Genomic DNA, 24,403 nt, shown 5'->3' with positions numbered 1-24,403 from the left:
GCAGCCTCCCCCGACGGCGGGACCTACCGTGGTGGAGGCAGCGCGGCCGCTCGACGTGACACCCTCGGGACGGCTTTCACCCGCGCCGCGACGGACTCACTCCGGCACGGCGTCGGTGGCGGTGAGCGGCGCCGCGAACTGGCTCGCGTACAGCCGGGCGTACGCCCCGCCGGCCTCCAGCAGACGCGCGTGGTCGCCCTGCTCGACGATCCGGCCGTGCTCCATCACGACGATGAGGTCGGCGTCGCGGATCGTGGAGAGCCGGTGGGCGATGACGAACGAGGTGCGCCCGGACCGCAGGGCGTTCATCGCCTCCTGGACGAGGACCTCGGTGCGGGTGTCCACCGAGCTGGTCGCCTCGTCGAGCACGAGGATGTCCGGGTCCGCCAGGAACGCGCGCGCGATCGTCAGCAGCTGGCGCTCGCCGGCGGACAGCGCACCGCCGTCGCCGTCCAGGACCGTGTCGTAGCCGTCGGGCAGCGTCCGCACGAACGGGTCCACCGACGTCGCCCGCGTCGCGGCGAGGAACGCCTCCTCGTCGACGTCGTCGCCGTCGCGCACGCCGTAGCGCAGGTTCTCCTCGATGGTGCCCTCGAAGAGCCACGTGTCCTGCAGCACCATGCCGATGCGGGAGCGCAGCGCGTCGCGGGTCAGCTCCCGGGTGTCGACACCGTCGAGCGTGATCCGTCCGGCGTCGACCTCGTAGAAGCGCATCAGCAGGTTCACCAGCGTCGTCTTGCCTGCCCCGGTCGGGCCCACGATCGCGATCGTCCGCCCCGGCTCGGCCACGAGGTCGAGGTCCTCGATCAACGGCTCGTCGGGGTCGTAGGAGAACGCGACGCCCTCGAACGCCACCCGGCCGCCGGTGCGCTCCGGGACCCGGGCCGGATCCGGGTCGGGCCGCTGCTCGGGCGCGTCCAGCAGCTCGAAGACCCGCTCGGCGGACGCCACGCCTGACTGCAGCAGGTTCATCATCGAGGCGACCTGCGTCAACGGCTGGGTGAACTGGCGCGAGTACTGGATGAACGCCTGCACGTCACCGATCGAGAGCTGGCCGGACGCCACCCGCAGCCCGCCGATGACGGCCACCAGCACGTAGTTGAGGTTCGCCAGGAACCCCATCGACGGCTGGATGGTGCCGCTGATGAACTGCGAGCGTCGGGTCGCGTCGTAGACCGCCTCGTTCTCCCGGGCGAACGTCGCCGCGGCGTCGGCCTGCCGGCCGTACACCTTGACCAGCGCGTGCCCGGTGAACATCTCCTCGACGTGCGCGTTGAGCCGTCCCGTGGCCGCCCACTGGGCGACGAACTGCGGCTGCGACCGCTTGGCGATCGCCATGGTCAGCAGCACCGACAGCGGGACGGTCACCAGGGCGACGAGCGCGAGCACCCAGGAGATCCAGAACATCATCGCCAGCACGCCCACCACGGTGAGCACCGCGGTGACGAGCTGGGCGAGCGTCTGGGTCGTCGTCTGCGCGACGTTGTCGATGTCGTTGGTGACGCGCGAGAGGATGTCGCCCTTGGCCTGCTTGTCGACGTAGCTCAGGGGGATGCGGTGGAGCTTGGCCTCGACGTCGTCCCGCAGCCGGCGCACCGTGTGCTGCACGGCGACCGTCATGAGCCGCGACTGCAGCCAGCCGAACACGAACGCGCCGAGGTAGACGAGCACCGCGGTGCCGAGGACCTGGGCCAGCTGTTCGGTGTCGACGCCCTGGCCGGGCACGACGTCGCCCATCGAGGCGAGCATGTCGGCCTGGGTGTCGTCCCCGGCGGCCCGCAGCGCGGCGACCGCCTCGTCGGTGGTGGTGCCCGCCGGCAGGGTGCGACCGAGCATCTGGCCGACGACACCCGCGAAGATCACGTTCGTTGCGTCACCGAGGATCTTGGGGCCCAGGACGGTCAGGGCGACCGAGGCGACGCCGCACGCGGTCAGCACGGCGACGCGAGCCCGCTCGGGCCGCATCGTGCCGGCGAAGCGGCGCAACGACCCGGCGAAGTCCATCGCCCTGGCCGTCGGCATCCCGGCCCCGCCGCCCATCGGCCCGCCTCCGGGACGCGGCGGCGCCGAGCGGCCGGCCGGGGCGCTCATGCGGCCTCCTCCAGCGACATCTGGGACGTCACGATCTCCGCGTACGTCTCGTTCGTCGCGAGCAGCTCGGTGTGCGTCCCCCGTCCGACGACGCGCCCCTGGTCGAGCACGAGGATCTGGTCGGCGTCACGGATCGTGGCGACCCGTTGCGCGACGACGAGCACGGTCGCGTCCCGGGTCCGTGGGCGCAGTGCCGCGCGCAGCCGGGCGTCGGTCGCGTAGTCGAGCGCGGAGAACGAGTCGTCGAACAGGTACACCCGAGGTGCGCGGATCACGGCCCGAGCGATGGCGAGACGTTGCCGCTGGCCGCCGGAGAAGGTCGTCCCGCCCTGGGCCACCGGTGCCTCGAGCCCGTCCGGCAGCGCGGCCACGAACTCCCGGGCCTGGGCGACCTCGAGCGCGGCCCACATCTCGTCCTCGGTGGCGTCGGCCTTGCCGTACCGGAGGTTGTCGGCGACCGTGCCCGAGAAGAGGAACGCCTTCTGCGGGACCAGACCGAGCAGGCCGCCCAGGTCGCCGAGCGCGAGGTCGCGCACGTCGACACCGTCGATGCTCACCCGGCCACCCGTGACGTCGAAGAGCCGCGGCACCAGGTTCAGCAGGGTGGTCTTGCCCGCACCGGTGGACCCGATGATCGCGGTCGTCCGCCCGGGCTCGGCGGTGAACGTGATGTCGTGCAGGACCGGCTCGTCGGCCCCGGGGTACCCGAACTGCACGGACTCGAACCGCAGCCGCCCGCGCGGCCCTCCGCCGTCGGACAGCGACTCCAGCGCGACCGGGGCGTCGGGCTCGACCACCGACGTCTCGGTGCCGAGCACCTCGCTGATCCGCCCCGCCGCCACGGACGCGCGCGGGATCATCATGACCATCATCGTCGACATCATCACGGCCATCAGGATGAACATGATGTAGGACAGGAACGCCATCAGGGAGCCGACCTGCAGGTCGCCGTCGGAGACCTCGCCGGCACCGAACCACAGGACCGCCACCTGGGACAGGCTCATGATGAGCATCACCAGCGGGAACGCGAGCGCCATGAGCTTGCCGGCGGCCAGCGACACGTCGTAGAGCCGCTCGTTGGCGGCACCGAAACGTTCGACCTCGCGGCGTTCGCGCACGAACGCACGGACCACGCGCAGGCCCGTGATCTGCTCGCGCAGCACGGCGTTGATGGTGTCGATGCGCGCCTGCATGCCGCGGAAGTAGGGCACCATCCGCCACAGGAGCAGCCCGACCGCGACGCCGAGCACGGGCACGATCACCACGAGCAGGAGCGAGAGCGAGGGGTCCTCACGCAGCGCCATGACGATGCCGCCGACCATCATGATCGGCGCCATGACCATCACCGTGAAGGTCATCAGGACGACCATCATGACCTGCTGGACGTCGTTGGTGGTGCGGGTGATCAGCGACGGCGCCCCGAACCGGCCGAGCTCGCGCGCGGAGAAGCCCTGCACGGCGTCGAACAGGTCGCGACGCAGGTCACGGCCGAACGCGGTCGCGGCCCGCGCCCCGAGGAACACGGCGCCGACGGCGCAGACGACCTGGCCGAGACTGACCAGCAGCATCCATCCGCCGACCCGCATGATGTAGCCGGTGTCACCGGTCGTCACCCCGTCGTCGACGATGTCGGCGTTCAGCGACGGCAGGTACAGCGACCCGAGCGTCTGGCCGACCTGCAGCAGAAGCAGCACCACGACGGCGGCGTAGTAGGGCCGCAGGTAGCGGCGAGCCAGCGGGACGAGCATCCGACCTCCGGGGCGGGACGGGGCCGCACGCGCGCGACCCCCCGTCACCCTATGCCGGGCACGGGGGGTCGCGCGGGCGCCGCACGGTGCACTACTGCTGCGGAGGCTGCTCCTCGTCACCGAGCGTGCGCGGCTGCGGCGAGGCCGGCGGCGCCGGCGGCTGCTCGCCGGCCGGACGCTGCCCGCGCTCGACCGACGGGTCGAACGGCGAACCCGACCGGGTGCCCGAGCTCGTGGCGTCGGCGGTCGCGGCCTCGGCCTGGCGGCGGGCCTCGGCGAGCGCCTCGCCCGGGTCCTGCAGCCCGGACTGGCCCAGCGCGGAGGACAGCGCGGCGCCGACGCCGCCGTCGCCCTCGTCGTCGTCCCCCGGCTCGGTGGGGATGCCCGGGGTCCCCGGCGTGCCGCCGAAGCCCTTCGCGATGGAGCCCAGCGCGGCGGTGAACTCGGTGGGGACCACCCACAGCTTGGACGACGAGCCGTTGGCGATCTCCGGCAGCATCTGCAGGTACTGGTAGGCCAGCAGCTTCGGGTCCGGGTTGCCCTGGTGGATCGCCTCGAAGACCTGCAGGATCGCGCGGGCCTCGCCCTCGGCCTGCAGGATCGCCGACTGTGCGTCACCCTCGGCCTTGAGGATCTGGGACTGCTTCTCACCCTCGGCGGTGAGGATCTGCGACTGCTTGACGCCCTCGGCGGTGAGGATCGCGGCACGACGGTCGCGCTCGGCACGCATCTGCTGCTCCATCGCGCCCTGCACGGAGGCGGGCGGTTCGATGGACTTCAGCTCGACGCGGTTGACGCGCACGCCCCAGCGTCCGGTCGCCTCGTCGAGGACGCCGCGCAGCTGGCCGTTGATCTGGTCACGGCTGGTCAGCGTCTGCTCGAGGTCCATGGAGCCGACGACGTTGCGCAGCGTGGTGACGGTGAGCTGCTCGATACCGGTGATGTAGTTCGAGATCTCGTAGACGGCCGACTTGGGCTCGGTCACCTGGAAGTAGATGACGGTGTCGATCTCGACGACGAGGTTGTCGGACGTGATGACCGGCTGCGGCGGGAACGAGACGACCTGCTCACGCAGGTCGACGCCGGCACGCACCTTGTCGATGAAGGGCACCAGCCAGTGCAGGCCCGGGTCGAAGGTCTTCTGGTAGCGGCCGAGGCGCTCGATGATCAGCGCGGTGGCCTGCGGCACGACACGGACCATCTTGAACAGCGCCGTGACCACGAAGACCACGAAGGCGAGCAGGACGATCCAGAGGATGATGGTTCCTGGTTCCACGGAGGGACTCTTTCCGTTGTCGGTTCGGCCCGGCGGGCCGCTCAGGCGATCCGGCCGCCGTCGTCGGTGGGGGTCGTGTCCGGCGCGGCGGCGGGCTGGACGACGGCGGTCGCGCCGTCGATGGCCACGACCCGCACCTCGACCCCCTCGGGCACGCGGCCGCTGCTGTTGGCGATGCCGTCGTCGGGAAGGCGGGCCGACCAGACCTCGCCCGAGAGCTTGACCCGCCCGCCGGTCTCCGTCACCTCGGCGATGACCACGGCGAGCCGACCCACCTGGGCGGCGGTGTTGGTCTCCTGCAGCGGTTCACGCTGCCGGAGGTTGGTCAGCAACCAGGGTCGCAGCACGCCGAGCAGCAGCACCGCCACCACGCAGGCCACGACGATCTGGAGCCACAGCGGCCCGCCGGCGCCCGCGGTGATGCCGCCCGCCACCGCTCCACCGGCGAGCATGATGAACACCAGGTCGAGGGTCAGCATCTCCACCACGGCCAGGACGAACGCCCCGGCGACCCACCACAACCAGCCGTCCATGATCTCCTCCGACCGCACCGTCTGCTTTGGTCAAAAAATACCAAAGATCGCTGGTCGCCGAGGAGGGACGCGGCCGCGTCAGTGCGAGGAGGTCCGCGTGGACCGTGCCGCGCGCGCCAGCCACCGCCCGCCGCCGTGGGCCACGAGCAGGTCCATCCCGAACGCCTTCGAGAGGTTCTCGGCCGTGAGGACCTCCTCGATCGGCCCGGCCGCCTCGACCGTGCCGTCGCCGAGCAGCAGCAGGTGGGTGAACCCCGGCGGGATCTCCTCCACGTGGTGCGTGACGAGCACCAGCACCGGGGACGCAGGATCCGCGGCCAGCTCGCTCAGGGCACCGACCAGCTCCTCGCGCCCCGCCAGGTCCAGGCCGGCAGCGGGCTCGTCCAGGAGCAGCACCTCGGGGTCCGTCATGAGCGCCCGCGCGATCTGGACGCGCTTGCGCTCCCCCTCCGAGAGGGTGCCGTAGCGCCGGTCGACGAGATCGGCGACGTCGAACGCGGCCAGCAGCGCGGCGGCCTGGTCCTCGTCGAGCTGCTCGTACTCCTCGCGCCACCGGCCGGTGACGCCGTAGGCGGCGGTCAGCACGACGTCGCGCACGGTCTCCCCGCCGGGGATGCGGTCGGCGAGCGCCGCGGAGGAGAACCCGATGCGCGGTCGCAGCTCGAAGACGTTCGTGGTGCCCAGCCGCTCGCCCAGCAGGTCCACCGTGCCGGCCGTCGGGTGCGACCTGGCGGCGAGGATCTGCAACAGAGTGGTCTTGCCCGCCCCGTTCGGGCCGAGCACGATCCAGCGCTCCCCCTCCGAGACGGTCCAGTCGATCTTGTCGACGATGGTGTTGGTGCCTCGTCGGACGGTGACACCCTGCAGGTCGAGTACCGCGCTCATGGTGCCCGACCCTACCGGAGCGGCAGGGTCCGACCGGACCCGGTCCGCCCGTGTCGAGACGGTGCCGCGGACGAAACATCCGGCGTCTATGGTTCTCGGATGAGCGAGTCCACCGCCCTGCCCCGCAGCGTCGTGCTCGCCCTGTGGCTGCAGGCCACCGGCGCTTCGCACGGGCTCGCCGTCCGGTCGGTCACCGACGACGACGAGCCGCACACCGTCGTCGGGCTGCCGGGCGCCGCGGGCGAGGGCACCCTCGCGGACCTGGTCGCCGCGTTCTCCGCCGGCCCGCGCGAGGTCTGCGCCGCGCTGCCCGCACCCGGGGACCCCTGCGGGGTGCCGGCGGCGGCGGGTGCGCAGGCCACCGACGCCGGCGAGTGCGTGCTGCTCGCCACCCCGGCGGGCTCGTGGGCCGCCGTGCCCGAGGTGACGTTCTTCGGCAGCGAGCTCGAACCGGGTCATCTCGTCACGTGGCGGCTCCTCGAGGTGCCGGCGTGGTCCACGCTGGTGGCCGGGACGGTCGGCTCGCTGGCCGACGCCGAACGCGAGCTGCGCAGCAGCCTCGTCGTGGCCACCGAGGCTCTCGACTCCCTCGACGTCGCCCGGTGGCGGGACGACGCCGCCGACGCCATCGAGCGCGTGCGCAGCTCGACCACCGCCGGCTGGCCCGTCCCCGAGCTCGAGGGACGCCGGGCCCGGGTGCTCCAGCTGGCCTGGAAGCTCCTCGCCATCGTGGACCTCGCGGGCGCCGACGACGGCGGGGCCGTCAACCTGTGGCAGGCCGACCAGCGCTCGACGGCGCTGCGCGAGGTGGAGCGCACGGCCCGCCGGGCCCTCGGGGCGGCCACCTACGCGGCGGTCCGCTGACCCCTCGAGCCCTGGCGGGCCGTGCGCCGTGACTCGGCCTCAGCGGTCGCGCACGACCTTCGCGTCGCCCGACCTGTCGATCTCGAAGGCGTCGACCACGGTGCCGTCGAGGGTGCGCGCCTCGTAGCCAAGAGTGTCGCCGTCCACGGAGATCACCTGGTACGTCTGCGTGTCTCCGAGCTGGGTCCGCACCCGGGCACGGCCCAGGTTCCAGTCGAACCGTGAGGGCTCGTACATCTTCGGTCCGGTCACCGAGACGACGTACACGGGGCCCGTGGTCACGCCCGCCCGGTCGGTCTCGTTCGCCCGCAGACCGCCGCGACCGTACGAGTGGTCGTGGCCCTGCAGCACGAGGTCGACGTCGTGCTCCTCGATCACGTCCAGCCAGTAGTGCCGCGGGATCACGCCGGACCGCCCCTCGGAGCTGCCGAACATCGGCTGGTGATAGGTGACCACGGTCCACTCGTTCGGGTTGTCGCTCAGGACGCGGTCGAGCCACGCCGCCTGGTCCTCCATCCAGTCCTGCACGTCGAACCACGGCGCCGCCTGGAAGTTGCCGTTCAGCGTCACGAACCGCACGCCCTGGTAGTCCGTAAACCAGACCGTGTCGTCCAGGTCGTCGTCGCCCGGGCCGTTCCCCGTGCCCGGGAACTGGTGGTTCCAGACCGAGGCGAGGTCCCAGTCCTCGTACTCGTGGTTGCCCACCGTCGTCACGTGGTTCATCGAGGCCGTCGCGTCGCCCTGGGCGGCGTACCACTCGTCCCACTGGCTCTGCGACTCGGCGTCGTTGACCAGGTCCCCGGCGTGGACCGCGAGCGCCGCGTCCGGGACGGCGTCGTACGCCGCCCGCACGACCGGAGCGGCCCCGGCGGTGATGTCGTTCTGCACGTCGCCGAAGTAGAGGAGCTCGAACGGCTCGTCGGTGGCGCTCGCCGTGGTGAACTCGGCCCAGCCGCTCCAGGCCTCGCCGTCGCCGACGCGGTAGCGGTAGGTGGTGCCCGGCGCCAGGCCGGTGAGCTCGGCACGGTGGTAGAAGCCTCCGCCCGCCTGTCCGGTCCGCGCGGCCGGCGACGTCGTGGTCGCCCCGCCGCCGGCCGGTCCGTGCTCGACGACGGATCCCGTCCGCACCGCCGTGCGCCAGGTGATCGTCTGCGACGTGTCCGGTGCGGTCGTCGGGTTGAGCGTGACGCGCCGGGGCGTCTCCGGCGTCTCGGCGCCGGCGGCCTGCGTCGCGCCGAGGGCGAGCACGGCCGCCAGCGTGGCGGTCAGGGCGGTCCGCGCGCTGCGGGACGGACGGTGGGTGGTGTTCACGGGCTCCTCCTCGGTCGGTCCCCTGCCCGACCAGGCTCGCCATCTGCGGCGACGCCCACGTGAACCCGGGAGGAACTCGCGCCGAACCCTCCGCGTCAGCCCGCGAGGGCCCCGCCGAGCAGCCCCACCGCGGACACCAGGCACAACCAGAGCGCGGCGGGCCGGATCGCGCCGGCCGGGATGCGGCGCACCAGGACCCGCGCGACGAGCGCTCCGAGGCCCACGCCGAGCACGAGCCAGGACGCGACCTCCAGGTCCCCGCGGCCGAGGTCGCCGGAGACGGCGTAGACCGCCAGGGACACAAGGGTCGTGGTCAGGAAGAACAGCGACAGGTTGGCCCGGTGTCGCGACGGGTCGTCGGCGCGGTAGACCACGACCACCGGGGGCCCGGGGGTCGCGGCGATCGTCGACAGGGCGCCGCCGAGGACGCCGGCGGCCGCCAGCGTCCCCCGGTTCTGGCGCACGCGCCATCCCGCCAGGCTCGCGATCGTGCCCAGGGCGATGGCCGCCATGACCACCAGCGTGAGCAGCAGGAGCGGCCCGGGCACCAGCCGGGGGTCGACGATCATCAGCAGCGGTCCGCCGAGCACCCCGAACCCTGACCCGGTGGCGAACTGCACGAACGTCGACAGCGTGACGGCCGCCAGGGCCAGCAGCACGATCTCGACCGGGACGCTCACGTCAAGCTTCGCGGCGGTGGACCACCTGGGCGGAGGTCTGGTCGCGAGCGAGCATGAGGATCTGGTCGATGTTGACGTGCGGCGGTCGGGTGGCCACCCAGCTCACGGTGTCCGCGACGTCCTCGGCCGTCAGCGGCTCGACGCCCTCGTACACGGCGTCGGCCTTGGCCTGGTCGCCCTTGAACCGCACGAGCGAGAAGTCGGTGTGCACCATGCCCGGGTCGATCTCGCAGACGCGGACGGGCTGACCGAGCAGCTCCAGGCGCAGGACCCGGGTCAGGGCGGCCACGGCATGCTTCGCGGCGTTGTAGCCCGCCCCGCCCTTGTAGGGCTCGCGCGCGGCGATGGAACCGATCGTGATGACCTGACCGTCCCCCGAGTCGACCAGCTTGCTCAGCAGCGCCTGAGTGACACGCAACGTGCCCAGCACGTTGACGTCGTACATCCACTGCCAGTCGTCCAGATCGGCCTCGGCCACCGAGTCGGTACCGAGCGCTCCACCCGCGTTGTTGACCAGGACGTCGCAGCGCTCGACCTGCGCGGCGAACGCGGCCACCGAGTCGTCGTCGGTGACGTCCAGCGGGATCGCCCGGCCGCCGCACTCGGCGGCGATCCTCTCGAGCTTGTCCACCCGGCGCGCCCCGAGCACGACGTCGTAGCCCACCGCCGCGAGCGCCCTGGCGGTGGCTGCGCCGATGCCGGAGCTCGCGCCGGTGACGACGGCGACGGGGGTGCTGGCGGAGATGGTGTGCGACATGAGGGGTCCTTCCTTTCCTGGGCGCCGGAGCCGGCGACGTCGCTGGTCGGGTCGTGGGAGCTGTGGCGCCTCAGCCCGCCGACGTCCCGGTCGGCAGCTGGTACCAGACGGCCCAGACGAACACCGCGATCGCGACGGGCAGCGCGATCCTGCCGAGCGTCTCCACCCACGCGAGCTGGCGTCCGAGCATCCCGCAGCGGCGCACGGCCTCGCGCTGGACGGCGTACGACCACCGCACCGACCGGTAGCCCGCGGAGAGGTAGGCGAGGTCGATCAGCCGCCGGCCGCGGGACGTCGCCTCGGTGCCCTTGACCCAGGCGGCCTGGGCGAGGGGCGCCGCCAGGAGGAGCCCGGCCAGGTTGACGACGATCCGCAGCGCCCAGCCCGCCGCCAGGATGACCAGCGGCGACAGGATGACGGCGAAGAACTGCCCGGGGTTGGTGATGCGGGAGATCGCCTCGGCGGTGAACTCACCGTTCAGCACCGCCACGGCGGCGCCGACGGTGATGATCGGCCAGACCGCGCGGCGCACGGCGCGCAGGACCAGCAGGGTGGCGGCGTCGCCGCGGCCCGCCCGCAGGAACGCGGCCGGGCGGACCTGCTCCTCGGGGCTGAAGGTGGCGCCGCGCCCTCGCACGTCCTCCCAGAGGGAACCGTGCCGACGGGGCGCGCGGTTGCTCACGGGGCCAGCACGGCGCGGTAGACGTCCATCGTCCGCTCGGCGACCGCGGTCCAGGCGAAGCTCTCCTCGGCGCGACGGCGGCCGGCCGCGCCCATCGCGGCGGCCCGTGCCGGGTCGGCGACGACGTCGGCGAGCGCCGCGGCGAGGTCCGTCTCGAACCGCTCCGGGTCGACCGGGGTGCCGGTGCCGTCGTCGACCTGGTCGATCGGCACCAGGACCCCCGTGACGCCGTCGTCGACGACCTCGGGGATCCCGCCGGTGGCGGTGCCGACCACGGGCAGCCCGATCGCCATCGCCTCGAGGTTGACGATGCCGAGCGGCTCGTACACCGACGGGCACACGAACGCCGTGGATGCCGCGAGCACCGCGCTGAGCTCGGGGCGGGGCAGCATCTGCTCGATCCAGACCACGCCGGCGGCGTCTCCCCCGCCGCGGGCGGTGCGCAGGTCGTCGACCAGCCCGCGCACCTCGGCCATGATCTCCGGGGTGTCGGGCGCTCCGGCGCACAGCACGACCTGGACCTCGCGGGGCAGACGTGCGGCCGCACGCAGGAAGTGGGGCAGGCCCTTCTGCCGCGTGATGCGGCCGACGAACACGACGGCCGGACGCTGCGGGTCGATGCCGTGCGACGCCGCCACGCGCGCGGTCTCGTCGGGTCCGGGACGCACCCAGCCGTCCAGGTCGATGCCGTTGTGCACCACGTGCACGCGGTCGGGGTCCAGGTCGGGGTAGCAGCGCAGGATGTCGGCGCGCATGCCGGCCGAGACGGCGATGATGCCGGCCGCCCCCAGGTAGGCGGTGCGCTCGGCCCAGCTCGAGACGGCGTAGCCGCCGCCGAGCTGCTCGGCCTTCCACGGCCGCAGGGGTTCGAGCGAGTGCGCGGTGATCACGTGCGGCACGCCGTGCAGCAGGGACCCGAGGTGCCCGGCGAGGTTGGCGTACCACGTGTGGGAGTGCACCAGGTCGGCGCCGGCGACGTCGTCGGCCATCGCCAGGTCCACACCGAGCGTGCGCAGCGCAGCGTTGGCGCCGGCGAGCGTGTCCGGGACGTCGTAGCCGGTGACGTCGGGGTCCGGGCGGGGACCGTCGAAGCAGCGCACGCGGACGTCGGCGTGCGGGCGCAGGACGGCGGACAGCTCGGCGACGTGGACGCCGGCTCCGCCGTAGACGTGCGGCGGGAACTCGCGGGTCAGCAGGTCGACCCTCGGTACGGTGCTCACGCAGGCCAAGGTATCGTCTGCGGCCGCGTCGCGCGGCATGCGGGCCCCCGAGGTCCTAGGGTCGACCCATGGCGTCGTCACATCCCCGGGTCCTGGCCATCGTCCTCGCCGGCGGCGAGGGGAAGCGGCTCATGCCGCTCACCTCCCAGCGGGCCAAGCCGGCGGTGCCGTTCGGCGGGATCTACCGGCTGGTCGACTTCGCCCTGTCGAACATCATCAACTCCCACTACCTGCACGTCATCGTGCTGACGCAGTACAAGTCGCACTCGCTGGACCGCCACATCTCCAAGACGTGGCGCATGTCCGCGCTGCTCGGCAACTTCGTGTCCTCCGTGCCGGCGCAGCAGCGCGTCGGCAAGCACTGGTACCTGGGCTCGGCCGACGCCATCTACCAGTGCCTCAACATCATCGACGACGAACGTCCCGACATCGTGGTGGTGGTCGGCGCCGACCACGTCTACCGCATGGACTTCTCCCAGATGGTCGAGGCGCACGTGGAGTCGGGGGCGCGTGCCACCGTCGCCGCGATCCGGCAGCCGATCTCGCTGGCGGACCAGTTCGGCGTCATCGACGTGGACCCGGCCGACCCGACGCGCATCCGCGAGTTCCTGGAGAAGCCGGTGAACCCGGTCGGGCTGCCGGACTCCCCCACCGAGATCCTCGCCTCGATGGGCAACTACGTGTTCGACGCCGACGCGCTGGTCGAGGCGGTCACCAAGGACTCGACGAACCCGGACTCCCGGCACGACATGGGCGGCGACATCGTCCCCGCGTTCGTGGCCGACGGCACCGCGGGCGTGTACGACATGGTGCGCAACGAGGTCCCGGGTGCCACCGACCGCGACCGCTACTACTGGCGCGACGTCGGCACGATCGACGCCTACTTCGAGGCGAACAAGGACCTCATCGCCGTCCAGCCGGTCTTCAACCTCTACAACGAGGACTGGCCCCTGTTCACGGGCTACACGGGACTGCCCCCGGCGAAGTTCGTGCACGCCGGGCCCGGCCGGCTCGGGCACGCCGCGGACTCGATCGTCTCACCAGGTGTCCTCGTCTCCGGCGCGACCGTCGCGGGGTCCATCCTGTCCCCAGGAGTGCACCTGCACTCCTGGGCGACCGTCACCGACTCCGTCCTCATGGACGGTGTCCAGGTGAACCGGCACGCCCAGGTCCACCGCGCCATCCTCGACAAGAACGTGGTGGTGGACGAGCGTGCCCGGATCGGCGTCGACCACGAGGAGGACCGGGCCCGCGGGTTCACCGTCACCGACTCGGGGATCACCGTCGTCCCGAAGGGTTCCCACGTTGCCTGACCGCGCCACCGCGCCCCTGCCCGACCCGACCGATCTCGCCGGCACTGGCGGCCGCCGTCGCCTCGTCGTCACCGACGTCGACTCGACGTTCCTGACCGGCGAGGTCATCGAGCTGATCGCCGACCACGCGGGCGCGCGCGAGGCGGTCGCGGCCGTGACCGAGCGGGCCATGCGCGGCGAGCTCGACTTCGCCGAGTCGCTGCGCGAGCGCGTCGCGACGCTGGCGGGCGTCCCGGTCACCGCCCTGGACGCCGTGCGGGACGCCGTCGTGCTCACGCCGGGCGCCGCCGAGCTGGTGGCCGAGGTCCGTCGTCGGGGATGGGAGTTCGGGCTGGTCTCCGGCGGGTTCGCGGAGGTCCTGGAGCCGCTCGCCGCCTCGCTCGGCATCACGCGCTGGCGGGCGAACCGCCTGGAGGCCGTCGACGGCGTCCTGACGGGCCGGACCGTCGGTCCCGTCGTGGACCGGGCCGTCAAGGAGGCCACCCTGCGCGGGTGGGCGGCCGACCTGGGGCTGTCGATGGCCGACACCGTCGCGGTCGGCGACGGCGCCAACGACCTCGACATGATCGGCGCGGCCGGGGTGGGCATCGCCTTCGCCGCCAAGCCGCTGGTGCGCGCCCAGGCTCCCTACAGCGTCGACGGGCCACGCCTCGACGAGGTGCTGCGGGTCGTCGACGAGGTCGACGCGGGCTGACGAAGCCGCCCGGCGGCCGCGGCGGGCGTCAGGACGGGCGGCCGACCCGCGCCAGGGTCGCGGACTTCTTGCCCCACCGGTCCCAGGGCAGCTTGGTCGCGTGCAGCACCGAGAATGTGGCGGTGGGCACGCCGACCCGCACCTGGGCCAGGGCTGCGTCGTCGGAGCTCTTGTCGGCCAGGTGCGCGGCCGTGGCGGCCATCGTCGGCTCGTGGCCGATGACGAGCAGCGTGCGCACGTCCGGGTCGACGCCGCGCACGAGCTCCAGGACGTCCGAGACGCTAGCGGAGTACAGCTCCCGGCGCACCTCGAACGGCAGGTCCGCCTGGTGGTGCCCGAGGTGGTGGCGGGCCAGGTCCCAGGTCTGGCGGGTCCGCAGCGCCGAGGACACGAGCGTGAGCTCGGGCACGAGCCCCGCTGCCGTCAGCGCCATCCCGACGCGTCCGGCCTGCTTGCGACCCTGGGTCGCCAGCGGCCGCTCGACGTCGGTCGCCGAGCTCTTCGCCGGTTCCGCCTTGGCGTGGCGGAGCAGGACGAGACGACGCCCCGGCAGCGGGGCGTCGTCCGACGGCCTGGGATGCTTCATGACGGGGAGTTCACTGCCCCATCGCGTGGACGCCGCCGTCCACGTGCACGATCTCGCCCGTCGTCGCGGGGAACCAGTCCGACAGGAGGGCGACGACGGCACGCGCCGCCGGCTCCGCCGTCGTCTGGTCCCACCCGAGGGGGGCACGCCGGGGCCAGTTGTCCTCCATCGTCTCGAAGCCGGGGATCGACTTGGCCGCCGTGGTGCGGATCGGGCCCGCCGAGACCAGGTTCGCCCGGATGCCGGCCGGGCCGAGGTCGCGGGCGAGGTAGCGGTTCGCCGACTCCAGACCGGCCTTGGCCACGCCCATCCAGTCGTAGACCGGCCAGGCGAACTCGGCGTCGAACGTCAGGCCGACGTAAGCACCGCCGTCGGCCATCAGCGGCTGGGCCGCCGTGATCAGGGACTTGTACGAGTAGGTCGAGATCTGCAGCGCGGTGGCGACGTCGTCCCACTCGGCGGACAGGAAGTTGCCGCCCATGACGGACTGCGGGGCGAAACCGATGGAGTGCACGACGCCGTCGAGCCGGTCGGTGTGCTCACGCACCTGGTCGGCGAGCGAGGCGAGGTCCTCGGGGCTGGTCACGTCGAGCTGGACGACGGGCGCCGGGGACGGCAGGCGCTTGGCGAAGGCCTGGGTGAGCTTCATCTGACGCCCGAACGACGTCAGGACGACCTCGGCCCCCTCGGACTGGGCGAGCCGGGCGGCGTGGAAGGCGATGGAGCTGTCCGTGAGGACGCCGGTGATGAGCAGCTTCTTGCCGGCGAGCAGAGGCATGATGACCTTTCGGTGAAGTTCTGGGAGGAGGGTATCTGGCACGGCGTCCGTTTGGACAGTCAGTGCCCCATGCCGAGGCCGCCGTCGACGGGCACGACCGCGCCGGAGACGTAGCCGGCGGCGTCCGAGGCGAGGAACTCGACCACCCCGGCCACCTCCTCGGTGGCGGCGAAGCGGCCGGCGGGGATCGAGGCCTTGTACTTCTTCTGGGTGTCCTCGGGCAGCGCGGCCGTCATGTCGGTCTCGACGAAGCCGGGGGCGACGACGTTCGCGGTGATGCCCCGCCCGCCCAGCTCGCGGGTGATCGACCGCGCCATGCCCACCAGGGCGGCCTTGGTCGAGGAGTAGTTGACCTGTCCCGGACCGCCGTACAGCCCGACGACCGACCCGATGAGCACGATGCGGCCGGTCCGCGCCCGGATCATCCCCTTGGACGCCCGGCGCACGCAGCGGAACGTCCCGGTGAGGTTGACGTCGACCACCTGGTCGAACTCGTCGTCGCTCATGCGCATCAGCAGCTGGTCGCGGGTGACCCCGGCGTTGGCGACGAGCACCGTCGGCGCGCCGAGCTGCTGCTCGATCTCGCCGAACGCCGCGTCGACGGCGGCGCTGTCGGTGACGTCGGCCACGAACCCGTGGACGCCGTCGGGCAGCTCGCCGCCCCGGTAGAGGGTGGCGACGGTGTCCCCCGCGGCCACGAACCGCTCGGCGATGGCGCGCCCGATCCCCCGGGCGGCACCGGTCACCACGACGACCCGGCCCGTGTGCTCTGCTGGCTGTGCCACGAGTGCTCCTTCCGACGACGGGCGCGACGGCCCGGGCGCACCTGGCGTGCACCGGTGCGACCGTACCCCGACCCGCACCGCCGACCGCGCTGCCGACGCGGCAGACGTGCTCACGCGCGTTTGTCGGATTCCTCCAAACGCGCGCTCGTCACGGCGCCGCCGGAAGTTCACCCGCACGGCCGTAGACTGGGCGGGTGAGCACGCCCCGCCACCCCGAGGTCACCTCGATCACGGCGGTCCCGACCTCCATGGCCGAGGACCAGGGCCGACGCCTGCGCCAGTACATGGCGCAGATGGGCCTGCGGATCGTGCTCATCATGCTCGCCGCGTTCTTCGTGGACGGCTGGCTGCTGTGGGTGTGCATCGCCGGGGCGATCGTCCTGCCGTACACCGCGGTGATCTTCGCCAACGCCGGGCGCGACCGCACGACCCACGAGGTCGCCGCCGTCCCGCCGGTCCCCCCCGCCGAGCTGCCCGCCACGCCCACGGCGCCGCCGGCCGAGCAGCACCGGGTCGTGGAGCACCGCGTGGTGGACCACCAGGAGGGCGACCAGTCCGCGGGCACAGACGACACCGACCGGAAGGACGACGACTGATGGACGTGCTCGGGCTCGGCGCCGACCCCGTCGCCACCGACGCGCTGGTCTGCTCGGCCAAGGGTTGCCGCTCGGACGCCCGCTGGGGCCTGCTGTGGAACAACCCGAAGCTGCACGCTCCCGCACGCCGCAAGGTGTGGCTCGCGTGCGACGACCACCGTGAGCACCTCGAACAGTTCCTCGGCGCGCGCGGCTTCTGGAAGCAGACCGTCGGCGTCGACGACCTGGAGCACGTGTGAGGCGGACCCGCCGGCAGTGGGTCACGCTCGGCCTCGCCGCCGTCCTGCTCGCCGCGCTGTGCGTCCTGGCGGCGTTCTGGCAGTGGCACCGCTACACCGACCGCCAGGCCCAGATCGCGCTCGTGGAGTCCAACTACACCTCGCAGCCGGTCCCCCTGGCCGACGTGCTTTCAGGGCCGGGCGACGCGCTGGACGGCGACGACGAGTGGCGGCCCGCCGTCGTCGTCGGCGAGTACGCGACCGAGGACACCGTGCTGCTGCGCAACCGGCCGGTGAACGGCACGCCGGGCTTCCACGTGCTGGTGCCGCTGCGCACCGAGCTGGACGGCACCGCGACCGTGCTCGTGGTGGACCGGGGATTCGTGCCGCTCGGCGCGGACGCCAGCGGACCGGCCGCCGTCCCCGACCCGCCGGCGGGCGAGGTCACCGTGACCGTCACGCTGCGACCCGACGAGCCGGCGTCCGACCGCGGCGCGCCCGCCGGGCAGGTCCAGCGCATCAACACCGAGCAGGTGCTGGCCGAGGGCCGCGACGGCGGCGCCTGGGCCGACGGCGCGACCGTCGGGGCGTACGGGCAGCTGCGTGCCGAGGACCCGGCCGCCGCCGTGGCGCTGGTCCCGGCCCCCCGGCCCGACACGGATCCCGGGTCCCACCTGAGCTACACGTTCCAGTGGGTCATCTTCGCCCTCGGTGCCGTGGGCGGGTTCGTGCTGCTGTGGCGCCGCGAGACGCGCGCGGCGACGGTCACCGCCGGGGAGCTTCTCGCCGCCGAGGACCCCGACGGCACGTCACGGCCGCCGCGGCAGCGGCGCCGGCGGGTCGACGAGGAGTACGAGGACGCGCTGGTCGACGCCGCCCACCAGGTCCCCGCGAGATCGACGCACCCGGACTGAGATCGACCCACGGTGCGTCGATCTCGCGACGGGTGGGTCGATCTCGCCGCCGGCGGGTCTCGCGACCGGCGTCACGCCAGGGACACGAGCTCCGCGTAGTCGTCCGACCACAGGTCCTCGTCGCCGTCAGGGAGCAGCAGCACCCGTTCCGGGTTGAGGGCGTCGACGGCACCGTCGTCGTGCGTGACCATGATGACCGCACCCTCGTAGGTGTTCAGCGCGCCCAGGATCTCGCGGCGCGAGGCCGGGTCGAGGTTGTTCGTCGGCTCGTCGAGCAGCAGGACGTTCGCGCTCGAGACCACGAGGGTGGCCAGCGCGAGGCGCGTCTTCTCCCCGCCGGAGAGCACGTGCGCCGGCTTGTCGGCGTCCTCGCCGCTGAAGAGGAACGACCCGAGGGTGGTGCGCACCTGGGTGTCGGTGAGGTCCGGGGCGGCGTGCCGCAGGTTCTCCACGACCGTGGCGTCCATGTCGAGCATGTCGTGCTCCTGGGCGTAGTAGCCCATCTTGAGCCCGTGCCCGGGCAGCACCTCGCCGGTGTCGGGTGTCTCGACGCCGGCCAGCAGCCGCAGCATCGTCGTCTTGCCCGCACCGTTGAGCCCCAGGATCACGACGCGCGAGCCGCGGTCGATCGCCAGGTCCACGCCGGTGAAGACCTCCAGCGACCCGTAGCTCTTGGACAGCTCGCGCGCCGTCAGGGGCGTCTTGCCGCACGGTGCCGGCTTCGGGAAGCGCAGCGCGGCCACCTTGTCGGTCTGCCGCTCGGTCTCGGTGTCCGCGAGCATCCGCTCGGCCCGCTTGATCATGTTCTGCGCGGCGGTCGCCTTGGTCGCCTTGGCCCGCATCTTGTTGGCCTGGGCCAGCAGCGTGCCGGCCTTCTTCTCGGCGTTGGCGCGCTCGCGCCGACGCCGACGCTCGTCCTGCTCCCGCTGCTCGAGGTACTTGTCCCAGCCCAGGTTGTACTGGTCGAGCTCGCCCCGGTTGGCGTCCAGGTGGAAGACCCTGTTCACCGTCGCCCGCAGCAGCTCGACGTCGTGGGAGATCACGACGAACCCGCCGGAGTAGGACCGCAGGTACTCGCGCAGCCACACGATCGAGTCGGCGTCGAGGTGGTTGGTGGGCTCGTCGAGCAGCAGCGTGTCGACGCCGGAGAACAGGATCCTCGCCAACTCGACCCGGCGCCGCTGGCCACCGGAGAGCGTGTGCAGCGGCTGGGCCAGGATGCGGTCGTCCAGCGCGAGGTTGCTCGTGATGCGGTGGGCCTCGGACTCCGCGGAGTAGCCACCCGCGGCAAGGAACCGCGTCTCCAGCCTCGGGTACCGCTCCAGCGCCTTCGCCTGGACGTCCGGGTCCTCGCTGGCCATGTCCTTCTCGGCCTGGCGCATCTTCGTCACGATCGTGTCCAGGCCGCGAGCGCTGAGCACGCGGTCCATGGCGACGACGTCGAGGTCGCCGGTGCGCGGGTCCTGCGGCAGGTAGCCGATCTCGTTCCCGCGCGAGATCGTCCCGCCGGCCGGCAGGGTCTCGCCCGCCAGGGTCTTGGTGAGCGTGGTCTTGCCGGCGCCGTTACGGCCGACCAGGCCGACGCGGTCGCCCGGGGCCACCCGGAAGGTGGCCTCGTGCAGCAGGACGCGGGCGCCGAAGCGCAGCTCGACGCCGTGGGCGGTGATCAAGGCAGGGGTGTCCTTCGAAAGAGTGCGGGGGCCGGATCGATTCTAGTGGTCCGTGCCGTGCCGGACGAGGACATACGTCACAGGGCGGTCCGGCCGACGACGGCGGCGCGCTCCTCGGTAGGGTGCGCCCGTGGCCCCACCCGACGTCCGTGTCCCCCGCGCTCTCCCGACGGTCCTCGCGGTCTCGACCGTCCTCGCGGGTCTCGGTGCGCGGCCGTTCCTGCCCGACGACGTCGCCGGCCCGGTCGGCGACGCCCTCTACGCCGTCCTGCTCGTGTGGCTCGTCGCGCTGGTCGCCCCCGCCGTCCGGCCGGCCACGGCCGCGGCGCTCGCGCTGCTGGTCGCCACCGCGGTCGAGCTGTCCCACCTCACGGACGTCCCGGCCACGGTCCTCGACCGGTTCCCTCTCGCCCGGTACGCGCTGGGCACGACGTTCAGCGCCGCGGACGTCCTCTGGTACGCGCTCGGTGCGGCGCTGGCGGGCGCGGTGCTGGCGCTCGTGCGACCGCGCGCCGCCGTCGTCGACGAGGCCCTGCGGCACGTGCGCGAACGCCGCCGTCCACGGGCCCGGTGGGTCGCGGCCGTCCTCGTCCCCCTGGCCGTGCTGGGCGCCGTCGGTGCCGCAGGCGTGGGGGTCGAGCGCGCGCTGCGGCTCGAGGCGGACGACCTCAGCGCACAGGTCGTGGCCGCCGGGTCCGAGCTGGCCGACGCCGAGGACAAGGTCGCCGACCCCGCGACGCGCACGGCGCTGAGCGACGCCCTCGACGCCGCCACGGCGCTGCTCGCGGGCCGGCCCGTGCTCGACCGCGGGCCGGGCGACGCCGCCGCGGCCGGCGATCGCCTGGAGCAGGCTGCCGCGACCGTCCACGCGTCCCGCCGCACGTTCGCGACCGAGCAGATCGGTGCCCAGCGCGAGACCGTCGCCCCCGTGCGTCGCCGTGCCGAGCACATCCTGGCCGCGACGGACCGGCTGGCCGACGCCGGGACCGCGGCGGGCGACGCGGCTCGCACCGCGCTGCGCGACGCCGTGGGCACGGCGGACGAGGCCGTGTCGGCCACCGCTGCGGACCGGCTGGACGCGATGGCGCTCGACGAGCTGGAGGACGCCGCCCCGGACCTCTCCGCACGGCGCGACGACGTCGACCGGGCGACCACCGCACTGATGGTCGCCCAGGACGCGGTCTCCTGCCCGGAGGACGACCAGCGCTGGTGGCCCCGGGGTGGCCGCCTCGACGACGACGAGCTCGCGCCGATCCCCTGGGCCCCGGAGCACGAGATCCGCGCTGACCTCGTCGACGGCCTCGTCGCCCTCGACGAGGCCTACCGGGCGGAGTTCGGCGTGCACCTGACGGTGAACTCCGCGTACCGCTCCTACGACCAGCAGCTCGCGGTCCACGACCCGCGGGACCCGAACCCGCTGGCCGCTCCCCCGGGCTGCTCGAACCACGGGCTGGGCACCGCCGTCGACCTCAGCATGGGGCCGGGGAGCTTCGACGGGGCGCCGTACCTCTGGCTGCAGGAGCACGCCGGCGAGTTCGGCTGGCAGCACCCCGGGTGGGCGGGCCCGGCCGGACGTCTCCCCGAACCGTGGCACTGGGAGTCCGTGGAGACACCCACGGAGTACTGACCGGCGACGTCGTCCCGATGCCGACCGGGGCCGGCTGTGGTCTGGTGGTGCCCTCGATCGGAAGGAGATGCTCGATGACCGAGTCGACAATCCTGGTCGGAGTCGACGACTCCGCCGAGGCCGCCCACGCGCTGGACTGGGCCGTCGCTTACGCCGGGCGCACCGGCGCCGCCCTGCACGTCGTGAGCAGCTACGCCCTGCCCGGGTTCTTCCTACCCTTCGACGAGGACGGCAAGCGCATCGTCCCCGACGACGTCCGGGTCCGCACCGCCGTGGAGCGCACGCTCGCCCACGCCGCCGCGCGCGCCGAGCGGGCCGGGGCCACGGTCACCACCGAGGTCGCGACGGGCGACCCCACCGGCGTGCTCGTCGAGCGGTCGGGCGACCACGCGCTCGCGGTCGTGGGGTCGCGCGGGCACGGCGGGTTCGCCGAACGGCTGCTCGGCACGGTCTCCGCCACGCTGCCGGCCTACTCCCGCTGCCCCACCGTCGTGGTGCCGTTCCGCCAGGAGTCCGAGCCGCTCGTGCCGGACGACGACGCGTCCACCGACGAGGTGCGCCGGTACGGCCGCGTCGTCGTCGGCGTGGACGGGTCGTCGGCGTGGACGGGTCGTCGGGCTCGGACACCGCGATGCGGTTCGCGGCCACGGTCGCCCGTGCCCTGGACGCCGAGCTGCTCGTCGTGCACGCGGTACCCGCGGACCGCTGGGGTCAGCTGCCGTGGACGCCCTCCCGTCCGGACCGCGACACCGTGCTCTCGTCCGCCACGGACGAGCTGGCGGCGGCCGTCGAGGCGTTGCGCGCGGACGCCCCCGACGTGACCGTCACGCCCCGGGTGGTCGACGGCGGCGCGGGTCCGGCGCTGGCCCAGCTGTCCGAGACCGCCGACGTCGTCGTGGTCGGGTGCCGAGGACGCGGCGGGTTCCAGGGGCTGCTTCTCGGCTCCACCAGCCAGTCGGCGCTGCGCGGCGCCCAGTGCCCGGTGCTCGTCGTGCGCGGCGCGGAAGCCTGAGAGCTCCGGACGGTCAGACGTTGAAACCGAGCATCCGCAGCTGCTCGCGGCCCTCGTCGGTGATCTTCTCCGGGCCCCACGGCGGCATCCAGACCCAGTTGATGCGCTGACCGGTCACGATGCCCTCGAGCGCCTGGCCGGCCTGGTCCTCGATGACGTCGGTCAGCGGGCAGGCCGCCGAGGTGAGCGTCATGTCGATGGTGGCGTGGTTGTTCTGGTCCACCTCGACGCCGTAGACGAGTCCGAGGTCGACCACGTTGATGCCGAGCTCGGGGTCGATGACGTCGCGCAGCGCCTCCTCGACGTCGGCCGCGGTGGTCGCGCCGGGTGCCGTCGCCTGCTCGGGCGCGGTCTCGGTCGGGTTGTCAGTCATCCGATCCTCCGGGTCGGTCGGCCAGCGCGCCGCTGCGCGCCAGCGAGTCCTTCAGCGCCGCCCAGCCGAGCAGCGCGCACTTGATGCGGGCGGGGTACTGCGAGACGCCGGTGAACGCCTCGGCGTCCCCGAGCGCGTCGAGCGCGGCGTCGTCGTCCAGCCCCTTGCCCCGCGAGGCCATCAGCGCGTGGAACGCGGCGTCCAGGTCCGCGACCTCGGCGAGCGGGCGCCCGGTGACGAGCTCGGTCATCACCGAGGTCGAGGCCTGCGAGATCGAGCAGCCCTGACCCTCCCAGGACACGGTCTCTACCGTGCCGTCCGCATCGACGTCCACACGCAGCGTCACCTCGTCGCCGCACGTCGGGTTCACCTGGTGCGACTCGGCGGCCAGGTGCCCGACGACGGGGTCGACCAGGCCGCGCCCGTGCGGGTGCTTGGCGTGGTCCAGGATCACCTGCTGGTACATCTGCTCCAGCGAGCTCATGCCGGCCTCCTCACTCCGCCCCGAAGAACGCGCGGACCCCCGCCAACGCTTCCCGGAACGCGACGACGTCCTCCACCCCGGTGTACACCGAGGCGGACGCCCTCGCCGTGGCGGCGACCCCGAATCGCCGGTGCAGCGGCTGGGCGCAGTGGTGCCCGACCCGGACGGCGATGCCACGGTCGTCGAGCACCTGGGAGACGTCGTGGGCGTGCACGCCATCGACGACGAACGACACGACGCCGATCCGGTCACGGTCGTCGCTCGGCCCGATGACACGGATCCCGGGGATCTCGGTGATCTTCAGCAGCTCGGCGGCGATCTCGCGCTCGTGGGCGGCGACCCGGCCCATGCCGAGCTCGTCGAGCCACTGCGCGGCGACCCCCATGCCGACGGCCTGGGCGACCATCTGGGTGCCGGCCTCGAACCGCTGCGGCGGCGGCATGTACGTGGTCTCGGTCATCGTGACGACCTCGACCATGGAGCCGCCGGTGGTCACCGGTGGCAGCGCCTCGAGCAGCTCGCGCCGCCCGTACAGCGCACCGACGCCGGTGGGGCCGAGCATCTTGTGGGCGCTGAACGCCGCGAAGTCCACGCCGAGGGCGTGCAGGTCCACGGGCAGGTGGGGCACGGACTGGCAGGCGTCCAGCACGGTGTACGCACCGACCTCGCGGGCCGCGGCGACGAGCGTCTCGACGGGTGCGACGGCGCCGGTCACGTTCGAGACGTGCCCGAAGGCCACGACGCGGGTGCGCTCGGTGATCACCGAGCCGACGTCGGACAGGTCGAGCCGTCCGTCGTCGTCGACGCCGAACCACCGCAGCACGGCGCCCGTGCGGGCGCACAGCTCCTGCCACGGCACGAGGTTCGCGTGGTGCTCGGCCTCGGTGACGACGATCTCGTCGCCGGGAGCGAGGCGGAACCTCTCGGCGTCCGCTCCTCCGCGGCCGGCCGTGGCGTTGCCGAGGGCGTAGGCGACGAGGTTGATCGCGGCCGTGGCACCGGGGGTCCACACGATCTCGTCGTCGGCGGCGCCCACGAACGACGCGACGGCGGACCGTGCGTCCTCGAAGGCGGCGGTGGCCTCCTCGGCGACCTGGTGGGCGCCGCGGTGCACGGCGGCGTTGCGCTGCTCGTAGAAGTCGACCTCGGCCTCGAGGACCACGTTCGGCTTCTGCGAGGTGGCCGCCGAGTCGAGGTAGACCAGCGGCCTGCCGCCCCGCACCGTGCGCCCGAGCAGCGGGAAGTCGGCGCGCACGGCGGCGAGCTCGGCCGCGGTCAGCGGGCGCACGGTGTCGGTGGCGGTCAT

At 73.1% G+C, this 24,403-nt stretch carries 25 protein-coding genes and 1 pseudogene; 9 read left to right on the top strand and 17 right to left on the bottom strand.

The window, feature by feature from the left end; all coding sequences use genetic code 11:
• Positions 1-96 precede the first annotated feature (96 nt).
• From HDG68_RS03170 to HDG68_RS03150, 5 genes are all read right to left on the bottom strand, one after another.
• Positions 97-2,091, bottom strand: coding sequence for an ABC transporter ATP-binding protein (locus HDG68_RS03170; protein ID WP_172149240.1), 1,995 nt, complete (start codon positions 2,089-2,091; stop codon positions 97-99).
• On the bottom strand, positions 2,088-3,839 hold the full coding sequence (locus tag HDG68_RS03165; protein WP_172149238.1) for an ABC transporter ATP-binding protein: 1,752 nt from the start codon (positions 3,837-3,839) through the stop codon (positions 2,088-2,090). The genes HDG68_RS03170 and HDG68_RS03165 overlap by 4 nt, the downstream gene beginning before the upstream one ends.
• Before the next feature lie 91 nt (positions 3,840-3,930).
• Positions 3,931-5,115, bottom strand: a complete 1,185-nt coding sequence (locus HDG68_RS03160) for an SPFH domain-containing protein (protein ID WP_172149236.1) — start codon at positions 5,113-5,115, stop codon at positions 3,931-3,933.
• 41 nt (positions 5,116-5,156) lie between these two features.
• Positions 5,157-5,666, bottom strand: a complete 510-nt coding sequence (locus HDG68_RS03155; protein ID WP_425483721.1) for an NfeD family protein — start codon at positions 5,664-5,666, stop codon at positions 5,157-5,159.
• Between the two features lie 60 nt (positions 5,667-5,726).
• Positions 5,727-6,533, bottom strand: a complete 807-nt coding sequence (locus HDG68_RS03150; protein ID WP_172149232.1) for an ABC transporter ATP-binding protein — start codon at positions 6,531-6,533, stop codon at positions 5,727-5,729.
• 99 nt (positions 6,534-6,632) lie between these two features.
• Between HDG68_RS03150 and HDG68_RS03145 the strand changes: the two genes are divergently transcribed.
• A complete protein-coding gene (locus HDG68_RS03145) occupies positions 6,633-7,397 on the top strand; it encodes a hypothetical protein (RefSeq protein ID WP_172149230.1) in 765 nt (254 codons plus the stop codon).
• Positions 7,398-7,436: 39 nt separating this feature from the next.
• Here HDG68_RS03145 and HDG68_RS03140 read toward each other — a convergent pair whose 3' ends face one another.
• From HDG68_RS03140 to glgA, 5 genes are all read right to left on the bottom strand, one after another.
• Entirely contained in the window at positions 7,437-8,708 is a 1,272-nt protein-coding gene (locus tag HDG68_RS03140) for a fibronectin type III domain-containing protein (protein WP_216647990.1), read from the bottom strand.
• Between the two features lie 95 nt (positions 8,709-8,803).
• Positions 8,804-9,388: a TSUP family transporter gene (locus HDG68_RS03135; RefSeq protein WP_172149228.1), complete on the bottom strand. Its 585-nt coding sequence runs from the start codon at positions 9,386-9,388 to the stop codon at positions 8,804-8,806.
• Position 9,389: 1 nt separating this feature from the next.
• Positions 9,390-10,145, bottom strand: a complete 756-nt coding sequence (locus HDG68_RS03130; RefSeq protein ID WP_172149226.1) for an SDR family NAD(P)-dependent oxidoreductase — start codon at positions 10,143-10,145, stop codon at positions 9,390-9,392.
• Positions 10,146-10,215: 70 nt separating this feature from the next.
• Entirely contained in the window at positions 10,216-10,827 is a 612-nt protein-coding gene (locus HDG68_RS03125) for a hypothetical protein (protein ID WP_172149224.1), read from the bottom strand.
• Positions 10,824-12,047 carry a glycogen synthase gene (glgA, locus tag HDG68_RS03120; RefSeq protein ID WP_343037406.1) on the bottom strand — a complete coding sequence of 408 codons (1,224 nt, stop codon included), beginning with the start codon at positions 12,045-12,047 and terminating at the stop codon, positions 10,824-10,826. The genes HDG68_RS03125 and glgA overlap by 4 nt, the downstream gene beginning before the upstream one ends.
• A 68-nt stretch (positions 12,048-12,115) precedes the next feature.
• On the opposite strand from glgA, the gene glgC reads away from it, so the two are divergent.
• On the top strand, positions 12,116-13,360 hold the full coding sequence (gene glgC / locus HDG68_RS03115; protein WP_172149221.1) for a glucose-1-phosphate adenylyltransferase: 1,245 nt from the start codon (positions 12,116-12,118) through the stop codon (positions 13,358-13,360).
• 16 nt (positions 13,361-13,376) lie between these two features.
• The gene (gene serB / locus HDG68_RS03110) at positions 13,377-14,054 is read left to right on the top strand and encodes a phosphoserine phosphatase SerB (RefSeq protein ID WP_172150281.1); all 678 of its coding nucleotides are present in this window, start codon (positions 13,377-13,379) and stop codon (positions 14,052-14,054) included.
• Positions 14,055-14,082: 28 nt separating this feature from the next.
• Here serB and HDG68_RS03105 read toward each other — a convergent pair whose 3' ends face one another.
• The 3 genes from HDG68_RS03105 to fabG are packed head-to-tail and all read right to left on the bottom strand — an operon-like array spanning position 14,083 to position 16,203.
• On the bottom strand, positions 14,083-14,640 hold the full coding sequence (locus HDG68_RS03105) for a SixA phosphatase family protein (protein WP_172149220.1): 558 nt from the start codon (positions 14,638-14,640) through the stop codon (positions 14,083-14,085).
• Between the two features lie 10 nt (positions 14,641-14,650).
• Positions 14,651-15,418 (bottom strand): enoyl-ACP reductase FabI, encoded by a 768-nt coding sequence (fabI, locus tag HDG68_RS03100; RefSeq protein WP_172149219.1) that lies wholly within the window; start codon positions 15,416-15,418, stop codon positions 14,651-14,653.
• 59 nt (positions 15,419-15,477) lie between these two features.
• Complete coding sequence (gene fabG / locus HDG68_RS03095; RefSeq protein WP_172149218.1) at positions 15,478-16,203, bottom strand: 3-oxoacyl-ACP reductase FabG; 726 nt, start codon at positions 16,201-16,203, stop codon at positions 15,478-15,480.
• A gap of 194 nt (positions 16,204-16,397) precedes the next feature.
• Here fabG and HDG68_RS03090 point away from each other — a divergent pair, with 194 nt between their 5' ends.
• The 3 genes from HDG68_RS03090 to HDG68_RS03080 are packed head-to-tail and all read left to right on the top strand — an operon-like array spanning position 16,398 to position 17,931.
• Complete coding sequence (locus tag HDG68_RS03090) at positions 16,398-16,799, top strand: DUF3099 domain-containing protein (protein ID WP_172149217.1); 402 nt, start codon at positions 16,398-16,400, stop codon at positions 16,797-16,799.
• Positions 16,799-17,038: a hypothetical protein gene (locus HDG68_RS03085; protein WP_172149216.1), complete on the top strand. Its 240-nt coding sequence runs from the start codon at positions 16,799-16,801 to the stop codon at positions 17,036-17,038. Before HDG68_RS03090 ends, HDG68_RS03085 begins: the two co-directional genes overlap by 1 nt.
• Complete coding sequence (locus tag HDG68_RS03080; protein ID WP_343037405.1) at positions 17,035-17,931, top strand: SURF1 family cytochrome oxidase biogenesis protein; 897 nt, start codon at positions 17,035-17,037, stop codon at positions 17,929-17,931. Before HDG68_RS03085 ends, HDG68_RS03080 begins: the two co-directional genes overlap by 4 nt.
• 71 nt (positions 17,932-18,002) lie before the next feature.
• Here the strand turns inward: HDG68_RS03080 and HDG68_RS03075 are convergent, their stop codons facing one another.
• The gene (locus HDG68_RS03075) at positions 18,003-19,601 is read right to left on the bottom strand and encodes an ABC-F family ATP-binding cassette domain-containing protein (RefSeq protein ID WP_172149215.1); all 1,599 of its coding nucleotides are present in this window, start codon (positions 19,599-19,601) and stop codon (positions 18,003-18,005) included.
• Between the two features lie 130 nt (positions 19,602-19,731).
• Between HDG68_RS03075 and HDG68_RS03070 the strand changes: the two genes are divergently transcribed.
• From HDG68_RS03070 to HDG68_RS16900, 3 genes and pseudogenes are all read left to right on the top strand, one after another.
• Positions 19,732-21,228 (top strand): DUF2809 domain-containing protein, encoded by a 1,497-nt coding sequence (locus HDG68_RS03070; RefSeq protein WP_172149214.1) that lies wholly within the window; start codon positions 19,732-19,734, stop codon positions 21,226-21,228.
• Positions 21,229-21,245: 17 nt separating this feature from the next.
• A pseudogene (locus HDG68_RS16905) lies at positions 21,246-21,668 on the top strand (universal stress protein); the annotation flags it as partial.
• 191 nt (positions 21,669-21,859) lie between these two features.
• Positions 21,860-22,240, top strand: coding sequence for a universal stress protein (locus HDG68_RS16900; RefSeq protein ID WP_246253549.1), 381 nt, complete (start codon positions 21,860-21,862; stop codon positions 22,238-22,240).
• Positions 22,241-22,253: 13 nt separating this feature from the next.
• Here the strand turns inward: HDG68_RS16900 and HDG68_RS03060 are convergent, their stop codons facing one another.
• Genes HDG68_RS03060 through HDG68_RS03050 form a run of 3 tightly spaced genes read right to left on the bottom strand, consistent with a single transcriptional unit; the run spans position 22,254 to position 24,403 of the window.
• Positions 22,254-22,613, bottom strand: a complete 360-nt coding sequence (locus HDG68_RS03060) for a metal-sulfur cluster assembly factor (protein WP_172149212.1) — start codon at positions 22,611-22,613, stop codon at positions 22,254-22,256.
• Positions 22,606-23,097: a Fe-S cluster assembly sulfur transfer protein SufU gene (gene sufU, locus HDG68_RS03055; protein WP_172149211.1), complete on the bottom strand. Its 492-nt coding sequence runs from the start codon at positions 23,095-23,097 to the stop codon at positions 22,606-22,608. The genes HDG68_RS03060 and sufU overlap by 8 nt, the downstream gene beginning before the upstream one ends.
• Before the next feature lie 10 nt (positions 23,098-23,107).
• Complete coding sequence (locus tag HDG68_RS03050; RefSeq protein ID WP_172149210.1) at positions 23,108-24,403, bottom strand: cysteine desulfurase; 1,296 nt, start codon at positions 24,401-24,403, stop codon at positions 23,108-23,110.

Origin of the sequence: Isoptericola chiayiensis (assembly GCF_013149805.1) — a bacterium.
Lineage (GTDB): Bacteria > Actinomycetota > Actinomycetes > Actinomycetales > Cellulomonadaceae > Isoptericola > Isoptericola chiayiensis.
This window is presented reverse-complemented; position numbering and strand designations above follow the sequence as displayed.